The organism is Microbacterium sp. NPDC057407 (assembly GCF_042803895.1).
GTDB lineage: Bacteria > Actinomycetota > Actinomycetes > Actinomycetales > Microbacteriaceae > Microbacterium.
In genome coordinates this window covers 515,299-528,736 of record NZ_JBHVCA010000001.1, presented here as the reverse complement: position 1 = coordinate 528,736, position 13,438 = coordinate 515,299, and the positions used below count along the sequence as shown (strand labels likewise).

The 13,438-nt window shown below is 70.6% G+C and carries 12 protein-coding genes; 4 read left to right on the top strand and 8 right to left on the bottom strand.

Annotation, left to right across the window (positions count from 1 at the left end; genetic code table 11):
* Positions 1-26: 26 nt before the first annotated feature.
* The gene (locus ACFUTX_RS02535; protein ID WP_378860617.1) at positions 27-1,064 is read left to right on the top strand and encodes a LacI family DNA-binding transcriptional regulator; all 1,038 of its coding nucleotides are present in this window, start codon (positions 27-29) and stop codon (positions 1,062-1,064) included.
* A gap of 67 nt (positions 1,065-1,131) precedes the next feature.
* Here the strand turns inward: ACFUTX_RS02535 and rplL are convergent, their stop codons facing one another.
* The 6 genes from rplL to ACFUTX_RS02505 form a co-directional block, all read right to left on the bottom strand.
* Complete coding sequence (rplL, locus tag ACFUTX_RS02530) at positions 1,132-1,521, bottom strand: 50S ribosomal protein L7/L12 (protein WP_179522734.1); 390 nt, start codon at positions 1,519-1,521, stop codon at positions 1,132-1,134.
* 42 nt (positions 1,522-1,563) lie between these two features.
* Positions 1,564-2,079, bottom strand: coding sequence for a 50S ribosomal protein L10 (gene rplJ, locus ACFUTX_RS02525; protein WP_204978584.1), 516 nt, complete (start codon positions 2,077-2,079; stop codon positions 1,564-1,566).
* Positions 2,080-2,395: 316 nt separating this feature from the next.
* Positions 2,396-3,592 carry an NAD(P)/FAD-dependent oxidoreductase gene (locus tag ACFUTX_RS02520; RefSeq protein WP_378860616.1) on the bottom strand — a complete coding sequence of 399 codons (1,197 nt, stop codon included), beginning with the start codon at positions 3,590-3,592 and terminating at the stop codon, positions 2,396-2,398.
* A gap of 108 nt (positions 3,593-3,700) precedes the next feature.
* Entirely contained in the window at positions 3,701-4,774 is a 1,074-nt protein-coding gene (locus ACFUTX_RS02515) for a winged helix DNA-binding domain-containing protein (RefSeq protein WP_378860615.1), read from the bottom strand.
* 142 nt (positions 4,775-4,916) lie between these two features.
* Complete coding sequence (locus ACFUTX_RS02510; protein ID WP_378860614.1) at positions 4,917-6,389, bottom strand: NAD-dependent succinate-semialdehyde dehydrogenase; 1,473 nt, start codon at positions 6,387-6,389, stop codon at positions 4,917-4,919.
* Positions 6,390-6,552: 163 nt separating this feature from the next.
* A complete protein-coding gene (locus ACFUTX_RS02505; protein ID WP_378860613.1) occupies positions 6,553-8,442 on the bottom strand; it encodes an FAD-dependent monooxygenase in 1,890 nt (629 codons plus the stop codon).
* Between the two features lie 105 nt (positions 8,443-8,547).
* On the opposite strand from ACFUTX_RS02505, the gene ACFUTX_RS02500 reads away from it, so the two are divergent.
* The 3 genes from ACFUTX_RS02500 to ACFUTX_RS02490 all read left to right on the top strand — a co-directional run bounded on the left by ACFUTX_RS02500 (position 8,548) and on the right by ACFUTX_RS02490 (position 11,642).
* The gene (locus ACFUTX_RS02500; RefSeq protein WP_378860612.1) at positions 8,548-9,252 is read left to right on the top strand and encodes an IclR family transcriptional regulator; all 705 of its coding nucleotides are present in this window, start codon (positions 8,548-8,550) and stop codon (positions 9,250-9,252) included.
* Positions 9,253-9,374: 122 nt separating this feature from the next.
* Positions 9,375-11,027 carry a thiamine pyrophosphate-binding protein gene (locus tag ACFUTX_RS02495; protein ID WP_378860611.1) on the top strand — a complete coding sequence of 551 codons (1,653 nt, stop codon included), beginning with the start codon at positions 9,375-9,377 and terminating at the stop codon, positions 11,025-11,027.
* A 243-nt stretch (positions 11,028-11,270) separates the two neighbouring features.
* The gene (locus tag ACFUTX_RS02490; RefSeq protein ID WP_378860610.1) at positions 11,271-11,642 is read left to right on the top strand and encodes a hypothetical protein; all 372 of its coding nucleotides are present in this window, start codon (positions 11,271-11,273) and stop codon (positions 11,640-11,642) included.
* Between the two features lie 30 nt (positions 11,643-11,672).
* Here the strand turns inward: ACFUTX_RS02490 and ACFUTX_RS02485 are convergent, their stop codons facing one another.
* Positions 11,673-12,266 (bottom strand): hypothetical protein, encoded by a 594-nt coding sequence (locus ACFUTX_RS02485; RefSeq protein ID WP_378860609.1) that lies wholly within the window; start codon positions 12,264-12,266, stop codon positions 11,673-11,675.
* A 167-nt stretch (positions 12,267-12,433) separates the two neighbouring features.
* On the bottom strand, positions 12,434-13,417 hold the full coding sequence (locus ACFUTX_RS02480) for an epimerase (RefSeq protein ID WP_378861045.1): 984 nt from the start codon (positions 13,415-13,417) through the stop codon (positions 12,434-12,436).
* Positions 13,418-13,438 lie beyond the last annotated feature (21 nt).

The window sequence follows — 13,438 nt, the reverse complement described above, 5'->3', positions numbered from 1 at the left end:
GCCGCCGGACTGCCGAGGAGGGCCGAATGGCGGGGATCGCCGATGTCGCGCGCGCCGCCGGCGTCTCCAAATCGACGGCCAGCCGGGCGCTCACCGGGGCGGGCTACGTGTCCGACGAGACCCGGGCGCGGGTGCAGAATGCCGCGAACAACCTGGGATACGTGCCGACCACGAGCGCGGTCAGCCTCGTCACGGGCCGCACGCAGACGATCGGCGTGATCATGCCGACGCTGGACCGCTGGTTCTTCGCCCACGTGCTGGAGGGCATCCAGGACGCGCTCCTGGAGCGCCGCTACGACCTGGCGCTCTACGGTGCACCCCCGGAGTCGGAGGCACGGCGCGAGATGTTCCAGCACTTCCTGGCGAGGAAGCGGTTCGACGGACTGATCGCGGTGGGCATCGAGCCGAACGCCCACGAGCTGGAGCGATTGATCGAGTTCGGCAAGCCGGTCGTGAGCGTCGGCGGCTACGACGTCGGCACCAACGCGGTGTCGATCGACGACCGCGCGGCCGGTCGCATCGCCACCGACCACGTGATCGGGCTCGGTCACCGCAACGTCGCCTTCCTCGGCGGCGACCCCGACGGCCGGCGCACGAGCTATGGCGACCGGCAGCGCCTGGACGGGTACCTCTCGGCCATGCGCGACGCCGGGCTCGAGGCATCCGCTCGTCACGTACCCTGCGAAGTGAGCATGCCCGGAGGCTACGGCGCCGCGGTCGAGGTGCTCGGCGACCGGCGCAGCCGGCCCACCTCGATCGTGGGCGTCTGCGACGAGGTCGCCGTGGGCGCGATCATCGCGGCCCGGCGGCTCGGGATCCGGGTGCCCGACCAGTTGAGCGTCGTCGGCATCGATGACCACGCGTACGCCGAGATGTTCTCGCTGACGACGCTGCAGCAGAAGCCGCACCAGCAGGGACGCGCGGCGGTGCAGCTGCTGCTGTGGCAGCTGGACGATCCGGATGCCCCGACCCATCGCATCTACGAAGCGTCACCGCTGATCGTCCGCAGTTCCACGGCCGCCGTCGACGACTCGGCGTCGGCGATCGTCGGCGTACGCACCTGACACGACGATGGCCCCGGATGCCGAAGCATCCGGGGCCATCGTGATTCGCTGATCGAGCGAAGCGAGATTACTTCAGGGTAACCGTCGCGCCGGCCTCTTCGAGAGCGGCCTTCGCCTTGTCGGCGGTCTCCTTGTTGGCGCCCTCGAGGACAGCCTTCGGAGCACCGTCGACGACGGCCTTCGCCTCACCCAGGCCGAGCGAGGTGAGCTCGCGGACGACCTTGATGACCTGGATCTTCTTGTCGCCGGCGGCCTCGAGGACGACGTCGAACGAGTCCTTCTCCTCGGCCTCTTCGGCGGGGGCGCCACCGGCGGGGGCACCCGCAGCGGCGACCGCGACCGGAGCGGCGGCGGTGACGTCGAAGGTCTCCTCGAACGCCTTGACGAACTCGCTGAGCTCGATGAGGGTGAGCTCCTTGAACGCGTCGAGCAGCTCCTCAGTGCTGAGCTTTGCCATGATGATTCTCCTTGAGTTGGGTTTTGCTTAGCCGAGGCCGGTTCAGGCCGCGGACTCCTGCTTCTCACGCAGCGCGTCGACCGTGCGAACGGCCTTCGACGGCAGTGCGTTGAAGACGTAGGCCGCCTTGGTCATCGAGGCCTTCATCGCGCCGGCGAGCTTCGCCAGCAGGACTTCACGGCTCTCGAGGTCGGCGAGCTTGCTGACCTCTTCTGCGCTGAGGGGGTTTCCGTCGAAGAAACCGCCCTTGATGACCAGAAGAGGGTGTGCCTTGGCGAAGGCGCGCAGACCCTTCGCGACGGAGACCGGGTCACCGTGCACGAAAGCGATGGCCGACGGACCCTTGAGGTCGTCGTCCAGCGACGTGATCCCCGCGTTGTTCGCGGCGATCTTGGTCAGCGTGTTCTTCACCACGGCGTATTCCGCGTCCTGACGGATGCTGTTGCGCAGCTCTTTGAGCTGGGCGACCGTCAGACCGCGGTACTCGGTCAGCAGAACGGCGGTCGAGTCCTCGAAATGCTTCGTGAGCTCGGCGACCGATGCTTCCTTCTGCGCCATGGCCACTCCTTGTCGCCTCGCGGGATGGACCCCGCGAAGTGTGTGTACGAGACGCTCCACGATGGCGGGGCGTCGGCCTCGACATCCGCTCATCTGCTCTCGTCACGGCAAAGAAAAAAGCTCCGGCGCAAGCGCACGGAGCGGAATCCTGAAGAAGGAGAATCGTTCGTGTCACCTGCGCGGGCCCCTGCGATGCAGTGCTTCGATCTTCGTGAACTTGCGCACACGACGATGACCGGCGGTCTTCGGTTGATGCCAGTCTACGTGAGCCGGGGGGCGCGGCCAAATCGAGCCGGGTCGTGCGCCGCCCCCGCCGTCACACGCGGCCGGTCAGGATGAGGTTCCAGTACACCCACGGCAGGACGTGACGGTCGAAGATCCACGACAGCCGGTTCTCGCGGTACATCGTCTTCCAGAACGGGATGGTCGGCTTGAGCTGATCGTGATCGTCGAACTCCGCCCACACGACGGTCGAGCGCGAGACGGTGAACGGACATACCGCGTACCCGTCGTACTCCCACCGCGGCTCCTCGCCGCGCAGCACCGCGGCGAGGTTCTTCGCCAGGACGTAGGTCTGCTTGCGCAGCGCCCCGCCGCACTTCGAGTTCGTCGTCGCGGCGGCGTCGCCCAACGACCAGACGTTGGCGAAGCGCGGATGCCGCAAGGTCCGGGGATCGACCTCGACGAAGCCGCCGACGTCGCCCGGCGACGGCAGCGGCGACACCTTCACCCAGTCGGGCGCGGACTGCGGCGGCACCGCGTTGAGCACGTCGTACGACAGTCGCTCGGTGCCCTCCGGACCTCCGATCACGACCTCCTGGGCGTCGGCGTCGACCTCGAGCAGCTCGCTGCGGGTGCGCAGCTCGATCCCGTACTCGGCGATGTTGCGCTCGAGCTCCGCCGAGATGTCGGGAATGCCGAAGGGCCGGTCGCCGGGCACGACCAAGACCACCCGGATGTCGTCGAGCACGCCGGCGGCACGCCAGTATGCGCACGCCTGGTACATCGGCTTCTGCGCCGCACCCGCGCACGAGGCCGGGTCGTCGGGCTGGGTGAACACCACCGTCCCGCTGCGCAGGTCGCGTAGCAGCAGCGACGTCTTGGCGGCCAGGTCGTACTCGTAGTGCGACGACACCGCGGGGGTGTTCAGCGCGTCGGCGAGTCCGGCGACCCGGCTCCAGTCCAGCTGGATGCCGGGGCACACGATGACGTGATCGTAGGTGAGTCCGTACCCGCTCCCGAGGGTGACGCTGCTCGTCACCGGGTCGATGGCCATCACGCCGTCCTCGATCCAGGTGACCCCCGGCGGGATCACCTCCCGCTGCGGACGGACGGTGATGCTCGCGCGCGCCGTGCCGCCCGCCACGTGCGAGAACAGCGGCTTGTAGAGGTGCTCGCTGCGCGGCTCGACGAGCGCGATGTCGTCGACCCCGAGACGGCGCAGGCGCGCGGCGACCGACACTCCCCCGTTGCCCCCTCCGATGACCAGCACGCGGTAGTGGCTGTCGGGCATGGCGGACGCTCCTCGGATCAGGGAAGACCCCCACGGTAGGTCGGCTCCGCCGGGTCGGGCGAGGGGTTGCGTCCGCCGGGCCAGGCGGCTAGCCCGGCCGAATCGCCGTCACGCCGTGATGAAGGCCCGGTAGCGGTCGAGCGCCGCCGCGACCTCGGCGTCGGTGGCGGCATCCGCCCGGAACAGCTCGGGGATCGGGTCGTCGGCATGCCGCCCGACCGCGACCGAGTGGGTCCAGACGCCGATGACCTCGCCCCGCGCGACGATGATCGGACGCACGATCCCGTTCATGCTCGGGCCGATCGCCCGCAGGAACTCGGGCGCGCACGGCACGGTGCGGTCGGCATAGGAAAGGTAGTACTCCTCGAACGGCGGCAGGGCGACGACCTCGGGGGCGGCCGCGGACGGGGCGACCGACACGGTCACATACTGCGGCTCGGGCTCGTCGGCGACCAGGGTGAGCCGATCGGATGCCGCGGCCGCCGCCTCGCGTGCCATCCCGACGGGCAGACCCGACCACCACGCGAAGTCGCGCGGACCGGCGGGACCGTGCCCGTCGATGTAGCGGACGAAGAACTCGGCCAGCGGATCGGCCGGGGACGCCCCTTCTGTCACCCACTCGTCGAACCGCACGACGTATTGCTCGCGCGTCGGACCGCCCTCGCGCGGCACCACCGGCCCCTGGCAGACGACGCCCCGGAGCGACAGCGCGACGAGCAGGTGGTAGCCGCGCTGCCGCGCAGTGCTCACGCCGCCGCCCTCGAACACCGCGAACAGCTCTTTGCGGGTGAGCCGGTTGCCGCCGGCGAGCGCCGCCCCGGCCAGGCGCTCGGCGCGCGCGAGCTCGGCCTCGTCGATCGACTCGGCCCGGCGCACGCCGGCCGCCTGCCGCGCCTGCCGTTCGCCGGTGACGCCCAGCACCCACGCGAGGTCGCGCGCGGGGATGACGTGGATGGTGCCGCGCATGGTCCACGACCGCACGATCTCGCCGCGGTCGAACGCGGCGTCGACGTCGCGCACCGTCACGGCGCCCTCGGTGCGGGCCGCCAGCGCCCACCGCCCGCCCCAGAACTCCTGGCCCTGCGTCGCCAGCATGTGCGCCGCCGCGTCGGCGACGGACCCCGCCGGAGCGCTCAGCCGATGCGACCGGAGCCGGTCGCGGCGGACGGTGGCGGCATCCATCCCCCCATCATGGCGGCGACCACCCCCACGGGTGAGGCAAACCCTGAGTCGCCAAGACACGCCGACGCTCGTGCCGCGGAACGGCGTGTCTTGGCGACTCGAGGGTCGGCGGGCGGGCGGGCGGGCGGGCGGGTGCGCGGGGTCAGGCGAACGGGTTCCCCGTGAGGGTGTACTTCGTCTGCAGGTACTCGTGGATGCCCTCGGCGCCGCCCTCGCGTCCGAGGCCGGACATCTTCCAGCCGCCGAACGGCGCCGCCGCGTTCGACACGACGCCGACGTTGAGGCCCATCATGCCGGTCTCGAGCCGCTCGATCATGCGCTGTCCGCGCGAGAGGCTCTCGGTGAAGACGTACGAGACGAGGCCGTACTCGGTGTCGTTGGCGATGCGCACCGCGTCGTCCTCGTCGTCGAACGGCACGATGGCGAGCACCGGCCCGAAGATCTCCTCGCGCAGGATGTCGCTGCCCGGCCGCACGTCCGTCACGACGGTCGGCTCGTAGAACGTCCCCGCCCCCTCGACCGCCTTGCCACCGGTGCGCAGCGACGCGCCGCGCTCGACGGCGTCGTCGACCAGAGCGGATGCCTTGTCGACGGCGTCCTTGTTGATGAGGGGTCCGATCTGCACGCCCTCCTCGGTGCCGCGGCCGATCTTCATCGCCTGCACCCGCTCGGTCACCCGGCGCGCGAACTCGTCGGCGACGGAGCGCTGCACGATGAAGCGGTTCGCCGCCGTGCAGGCCTGACCGATGTTGCGGAACTTCGCCAGCATCGCGCCGTCGACCGCCTTGTCGAGGTCGGCGTCTTCGAACACGACGAACGGGGCGTTGCCGCCGAGCTCCATCGACGTGCGGAGAACGCCCTGCGCGGCCTGCTCGAGCAGCCGCTGCCCGACCGACGTCGAACCCGTGAACGACAGCTTGCGCAGGCGCGGGTCGCGGATGATCGGCTCGGACACCTTGCCCGAGGTCGAGGTCGTGAAGACGTTGACCACGCCCTTCGGCAGGCCGGCGTCTTCGAGCAGCTTCGCGAACGCGAGCGTGGTGAGCGGGGTCAGCTCGGCGGGCTTGATGACCACGGTGCAGCCGGCGGCGAGGGCGGGTGCGATCTTGCGAGTGGCCATGGCGAGCGGGAAGTTCCACGGCGTGATGAGGAAGCACGGGCCGACCGGATGCTGCGACACGATCATGCGGCCGGTTCCCTCGGGGTTCGCGCCGTAGCGCCCCTGCACGCGTGCGGTCTCCTCGCTGAACCAGCGGAGGAACTCGCCGCCGTACGCGACCTCGCCGCGCGCCTCGGCCAGCGGCTTGCCCATCTCGATGGTCATCAGCAGGGCGAAGTCCTCCTTGCGCTCCTGCAGCAGGTCGAAGGCACGGCGGAGGATCTCGGCCCTCTCGCGGGCGGGCGTCGCCGCCCAGGAAGGGAACGCGTCGACGGCGGCGTCGAGGGCGGCCTTGCCGTCTTCGGGCGAGGCGTCGGCGATCGTCTTCACCGTCGCGCCCGTCGCCGGGTCGTAGACGTTCAGCGTGCGACCCTCGGCCGCCGGTCGCCACTCGCCGCCGATGAACAGGCCGTCGGGGACGGACGCCAGCAGGTCGGACTCACGGTTATCGGTCACGGGGACTCCCTCGTCGTCATCGGATGCCGCGCACCCGGTCTGGGCCAACTGTTCTCTGGGACTTCTGGGCAATTCTGCCCCGGGCTGCTCATCAGCGCCGATGTACGTCGTGTACAGGCATCCGTCTCGGATCGCCGTTTCGTACGTCGGTTCGGCGCGCCGGTCAGGCGCGCTGATCGGTCAGGACACCCGCGAAGAAGGCGGTGAGCTCCTCCGTCGCGGTGAGCGGCAGCACGGCGGCAACGTACTGGTCGGGTCGCACCACGACCACCGCTCCGTCGCGCGAGATCTCGCGCTCGGCGAAGATGTCGGCCGTGCTCCACGCGCTCGGCCCGGCCGCGTACACCTTCTCCCAGTCGGTGAGCCCGAGCGGCCCGGTCCGGGGCAGGAAGACGGCCGGGACCTTCGCGATGTCGACGTCTTCGTAGCGCTGCTGATAGATCGCCTTCACGTCGAAGACGGCGTCGACATCGGCCCCTGCCGGCGTGTGGCGCGCGAGCGGCGAGGCGTCCGACGCGAGCCACGCCGCCCACGACGCCAGCGCCGAGTCCTCACCGGCGACCGCTCCGTCGGCGAACGCGTACACCCGCCAGCGCCCGTCGGCCTTCGCGTGATGCCCGAGGTGCACGACGTTGCCGTCGCACACGCGCACCACCTCGACGCTCTTGAAGCGCTTGCCCACCGGGAACCCGGCGGCGAGGTGCTGGTGCGAGGCATCCGCCACCGCCATCGACGGGTCGTACCGCGTCATGAATCCCGACGGGAACTCGGCGGTGGCCAGGTAGTAGTTGGCGAGCTCCTGCGGGTCGGAGATCTCGTCGGGCTTGCGGGCCATGAGCGACGACCACTCCCGGTCGAAGTCGATGAGCTGCTGCGCGACCGGCTGCCGCTCGGCCGAATAGGTCTCGAGAAGGGATTCGGGGGCGAGGCCGGTGAGCACGTGGCCCAGCTTCCAGCCGAGGTTGAAGCCGTCCTGCATCGACACGTTCATGCCCTGCCCGGCCTTGGCGCTGTGGGTGTGGCAGGCGTCGCCCGTCAGGAAGACGCGCGGCGAGCGGCCGTCGTCGCCGTCGTCGAAGCGGTCGGTGACCCGATGCCCGACCTCGTACACGCTGTGCCACGCGACCTGCTTCACGTCGATCGAGTAGGGGTGGAGGATCTCGTTGGCGCGGCGGATGATCTCATCGATCGGGGTCTGGCGGACGCGGTGGTCGTCGTCGGGGGCGACCTCGCCGAGGTCGATGTACATGCGGCTGAGGTATCCACCCTCGCGCGGGATGTGGAGGATGTTGCCCGCCGTCGAGTTGATCGCGCACTTGGTGCGCCAGTCGGGGAAGTCGGTGTTGACCAGGACGTCCATCACGCCCCACGCGTGGGCGGCGAACCGGCCGACGTGCGTGCGCCCGATGGCTTCGCGCACGCCGCTGCGCGCGCCGTCGCAGCCGGCCACGTATTTCGCCCGCACGGTGCGCTCCTCGCCCGCGCGCGGACCCGACGCGTGGCGCACGCGCACCTCGACGGGGTACTCCCCCTCGTCGTGCACCGTGAGGCCGACGAACTCGACGCCGTAGTCGGGGACGATCCGCCCGGGCCCGTACGCGGCGGCTTCGGCGAAGTAGTCGAGCACGCGCGCCTGGTTGACGATGAGGTGGGGGAACTCGCTGATCTTGAACGCGTAGTCCTCCGTGCGGGCGGTGCGGACGATCTCGCGAGGGTTCTCGGGGTTCGGGCCCCAGAAGTTCATGTAGGCGATGTTGTAGGCCTCGGCCACGATCCGCTCCGCGAAGCCGAACGCCTGGAAGGTCTCGACGCTGCGGGGCTGGATGCCGTCGGCCTGCCCGAGCACGAGGCGCCCGTCGCGACGCTCGATCAGGCGCGTGGCGACGTCGGGGAACTGCGACAGCTGGGCGGCGAGCAGCATGCCGGCCGGGCCGGAGCCGACGATCAGCACGTCGGTCTCGTCGGGAAGCTCGGCCGGCCGGTCGATGCCCGTGCCGGCGGCGTCCTGGATGCGCGGCTCGCCGGAAACGTAGCCGTGGTGGTGGAACTGCATGGAACTCCGTTGTACCGTGGGTGCGTGTTCTATATCCGAACGCAGAGTTCGGATATTGAACAGATCGTATATGACCTTCCGAGCGACGACAAGGGAGAACAGCCGGTGGCAGAAGAGCGCGCACCCGCATCGCAGACGCTGAGCCGCGGCATCCGGATTCTCGAAGTGCTCGCCGACGCGCGCGAGGCGCTCACGATCGACGAGGTCGCCCAGCGCCTGGCGGTGCACCGCTCGGTGGCCTACCGCCTGCTGCGCACGCTCGAAGACCACGGGCTCGTCACCCGCGACCGCGATGGCCGCGCGATGCTCGGCGCGCGCATGGCGGCGCTGGCCGCCGGGGTCGCGCATGACCTGCAGGCCGAAGCGCTCCCCGAGCTCACCGACATCGCCAACGAGCTCGGCATGACCTGCTTCCTCGCCGTCCTCGACCACGACGAGTGCGTCACGCTGGCGAGCGTCGAACCGCGGCACGCGGTGGCTTCCGTCGCGCAGCGGCCGGGGACGCGGCATCCGGTCACGCGTGGCGCTCCGGGCAAGGCGATCCTGTCGCTCGTGCCCCCGGCTGCGTGGCCCGCTGACGTCGACGCGCACCTGCGGTCCGAGGTGACGGATGCCGCGCCCCGCGGCTGGTTCGAGAGCCACGACGAGGTCGTGCCGAGCCTGCGCGCCGTCGCGGTGCCGCTGGAGCTGCGCGGCCGGGGCCCCGCCGCGATCTCGGTCGTGTACCTCGCCAGCCCTCATGAGCCCGGTGAGATCGGGGCGCGACTGGCACGATCGGCCGCCGTCGTGCGCGCCGCGCTGGGCGGCTGACGGTCCTATACTCGTCACGTCCGGCGGGAACGAGCCCGTCGGTGCTCGAAAAAAGGGCACGCAGCGCGAACGCGCGAGACACATACGGCCTCATCCCCGTTCCGTCTTGCAGGAGTTCCCTCATGCCGACCGTCTCCGCGCACGTCGCGCTCACCCTCGCCCGCCACATCGACCACGTCTTCGGCGTGATGGGCAACGGCAACGCCTACTTCCTCGATGCGCTCGAACGCTCCACCGATGTGTCGTTCACCGCGGTGCGCCACGAAGCGGGCGGGGTGGTCGCCGCCGACGCCTACCACCGCGCATCGGGGCGCCTCGCCGCCGCGACCTCGACCTACGGCGCCGGCTTCACGAACACGCTCACCGCCCTCGCCGAGGCCGTGCAGGCGCACGTCCCGCTCGTGCTCGTCGTCGGCGACGAGCCGACGTCGGGTCCGCGACCGTGGGACGTCGACCAGATCGCGCTCGCGTCGGCCGTCGGGGCGCGCACTTACACGGTGGGGCGAGCGGATGCCGCGGCCACGACCGTGATCGCGATCGAGCACGCGCTCACCTACCGTGTGCCGACCGTGCTCGCCATCCCGTACGACGTCGCGGCGCGTGACGCGGGCCCCGTTCCGGAGGCGCCGGAGCCGCGCATCCCCGAACCGCTGGTGCCCGCCGGGCCGTTCGCCGCAGGGGCGGTGGCCGACGTCGCCGCGGCGCTGTCGACCGCGCGCCGCCCGCTGCTGCTGGCCGGGCGCGGCGCGTGGATCGCGGGTGCCGGCGAAGCGCTGGGCGAACTCGCCGACGCGGTCGGGGCGCTCACGGCCTCCACGGCGCTCGGGCGCGGGGTCTTCCCCCGGGCCGAGTTCGACCTGGGGGTGACCGGCGGGTTCGGTGCGGCCGGAGCGATGGAGCTCATCCGCGAAGCCGACGTCGCGGTCGTGTTCGGCGCGTCGCTCAACCAGTTCACGATGCGGTTCGGCGAGCTCTTCGCGCCCGGCACGCGGGTGTTCCAGGTCGACATCGGGCCGGCGGCTTCGCACCCGCACGTCGGCGGGTACGTCCGGGGTGACGCCGCGGTCGTCGCGCGCGAGTTGGTGACGGCCGTTCGGGTTCTCGGGGTCGCGTCGAGTGGGTGGCGAGAGAGCGTCGACCTTGCGACGGCTCGGGCGTACGAGCGAGGAGACGGGGTCGCACCGGACGGCCGTCTCGACCCGCGGTCCGTGGCCGCGCGCATCGCCGAGCTGCTGCCCGACGACCGCGTCGTGGTGTCGGACGGCGGCCACTTCATCGGCTGGGCGAACATGTACTGGCCCGTCACCGCACCCGACCGCATGATGATGATCGGCACCGCGTTCCAGTCGATCGGGCTCGGCTTCCCGTCCGTCGCCGGCGCCGCCTTGGCCCGACCCTCGGCGACGGTCGTGCTGACGACCGGCGACGGCGGCGGGCTCATGGCGCTCGCCGACCTCGAGACCGCCGTGCGGGTCGCGGGGGGCCGAGGCGTGGCCGTCGTCTGGAACGATGCCGCGTACGGCGCCGAGGTGAACCTATACGGCCTGAAGGGCCTCGCGCAGGGCCCCATGCGCATCCCCGAGGTCGACTTCGCCGCCCTCGCGGAAGGCGTCGGGGCCGAAGGCGTCGTCGTGCGGACACTCGCCGACCTGGAGCGTCTGTCGACGTGGGCGGCCGAGCCCGAGGCATCCCGCCCCTTCCTGCTGCTCGACTGCCGCATCTCGGGGGCGGTCCTCGCGCCGTATCAGGAGGAGATCATCCGCGTGAACTCGTGAGCGGGGCTGGCTCGCCGCCTCCCCGGTCGTGCGCCCCGCCCGTCTCGATCATTCAGTCGCCAAAACACGCCGTTCGTCGAGCGAAGGACCGGCGTGTTTTGGCGACTGGATGCAAGCGGCTCGCGCTGGCGCGAGGCGGAGTTGAGCGGTTGTGGAGGGCGTCGGGCGTTCGCGCCGGTGCAGCGGGCACCGCGCACCCGCACCCGTGAAGAGATCGCGTCGCTGCGCCCTGAGGGACCCGGCATGAGAGACGCTTACGGGGTGACGACGCCCGAGACCTCCCCGACACCGGCTCCAGCGCCGGCCACGCCTATCCCGATCGTGTTCGTGTTGGTGCCGCAGATCTTCGTGTCGGTGTTCGTCGCGTGGTTCGTGTGGGTGTTCTCCACCGTGATCGCGTCCGACGCGTGTTCGTCCCAGTGCGATTACGATCTCGCGTTCGCGGCCAATATCGCGCTGTGGATCGCGCTCGGACTCATCACCGTCCTCACCGCGGTCGGCGTTGTCGCGGAGCGGCGTCGCGGTCGGCCGACGTGGCCCGTCGTGCTGGCGGGCATTGCCATCGTTCCGCTGGTGGGTTTCGTGGCCGACCGGGTGATCACGTCCGCGTACTGAACCCTGCCGACCCCGCTGTGGCGGACTCTCTCAGGTCGCGCTATCGGCGGTGAGCCCGCGTCGCGAACGGCGGAGGCGCGATGACGCCAGACCGATCAGTCCGCCGATCGCGGCGGCGGCGGCCACGGGCAGATAGGTCGCAGGCGAAGCGAACACAGGGTGGTTGTAGGCGATGACGGTGGACCCGAGCGAACCGGCGAACAGCACAAACGTGATGACGCTCGCCCCGCGATCAGCTCGCACGAAGTAAATCGCTGAGGAGACGAGGTAAGCCAGAGCGGCGACGACGCCCCACCCGAACGTCGGCACGTTGAAGACGCTGCCCAGATGGAGAAACCACAACGAGGCGACAACCCAGATCATGGACCCGACGACGTGGAACAGCCAGCCGGGCAGTGGCGTGAGCGCGGTCACCAGGAAAGAACTGGCACCGATCAGGGCGAACCCCGCAACGATGCACGAGACGGACAGAACGAAACCGGCAAGGCCTGCAGTATCGACAAGCGGTTGAATGGCCACCAGACCCCCGCCGATCGTCAGGATGATCCCCCCAGCCGCGCTCGCGGGTGTCGCACGGCTGTCGGCACTCGCGTAACCGACCCCGATCTTTGGCGAACCGTTCACGGGATCAGTCTGCCAGCCGGGCAACCGGGGGCCGGCCCGCCGCGATCGTTCCGGTCGTGCGCCCCGCCCGCCGCCATTCAGTCGCCAAGACACGCCGTTCCACGAGCGAACGACCGGCGTGTCTTGGCGACTGGATGCAAGGCGCCTCGGGCCGGAGCTACGAGAAGTTACGCGGCGCTGAGGGCGTTCCGCAGCGCGTCGGTGAGCTCGCGGTAGCGGAACCGGTAGCCGGCATCGGTGAGCACCTGGGGCTGCACCCACCGGCTCTTCAGGATCAGTTCGGGTTCGGTTCGCAGGGCCCACATGGCGGGCTCGAGCATGAACCTCCAGGCCGGGAGACCGATGCGCGCGCCGACCGTCTCACGCAGCGTGGCCATGAGCGCGCGGTTGTCCACTGCCGTCGGGGCGGCGAGGTTGACCGGCCCGTCGATCTCGTCGTGGTCGATGAGGAACCGCATCGAGCCGATCACATCGTCGATGTGGATCCAGCTGAACCGCTGGCGGCCGCGCGATCGATGCCACGGCGCTGGACCACCGGTCGGCGACGGGCCGATCCCGCGGTAGCGGCGGTGCGGGAACCACCAGCCGTCGTACTGCGGGCCGCCCAGGCCCAGCCTTGCCAGGCGGAACAGCATCCGGGTGGCGGGGCCGTCGCCCACCACGATCGCCATGCGCAGCGCAATACGCCGGGTGCCATCGAGGTCGCCGGCGAAGAACTCGTCCTCCCACGTCCGCGCGACGTCGACCGAGAAGCCCGAGCCCAGCTCGCCGTCCGTCTCTGTTTGGGGCCGGTCCATGGCGTAGCGGTAGATCGTGGCGGTGCTGGCGTTGAGCCAGAGTCGCGGCGGGGCCGCGGCATCCGTCACCGCGTTCCGTAGCAGGCGCGTGGTCTCGACCCGGGAGCCCAGGATCTCGTCGCGATTCGCGTCGGTGTAACGGCAGTTCACGGACTTGCCGGCGAGATTGATCAGGATGTCGGCACCGTCGAGCACATCTCGCAGCGACGCAGGGTCGTTCCACGTCGCGTCGGGCCCGCGTCTGCCGATGAGCCGGACCTCGTAGCCGTCCTCTTCCAGCGCCGCTCGCACAGCTCGACCCACGAATCCTGTGCCGCCGGCGACGACGGCGACGGCGGACCCGGGCGGCGGCAGACGGCTCACCCGATCAGTCTG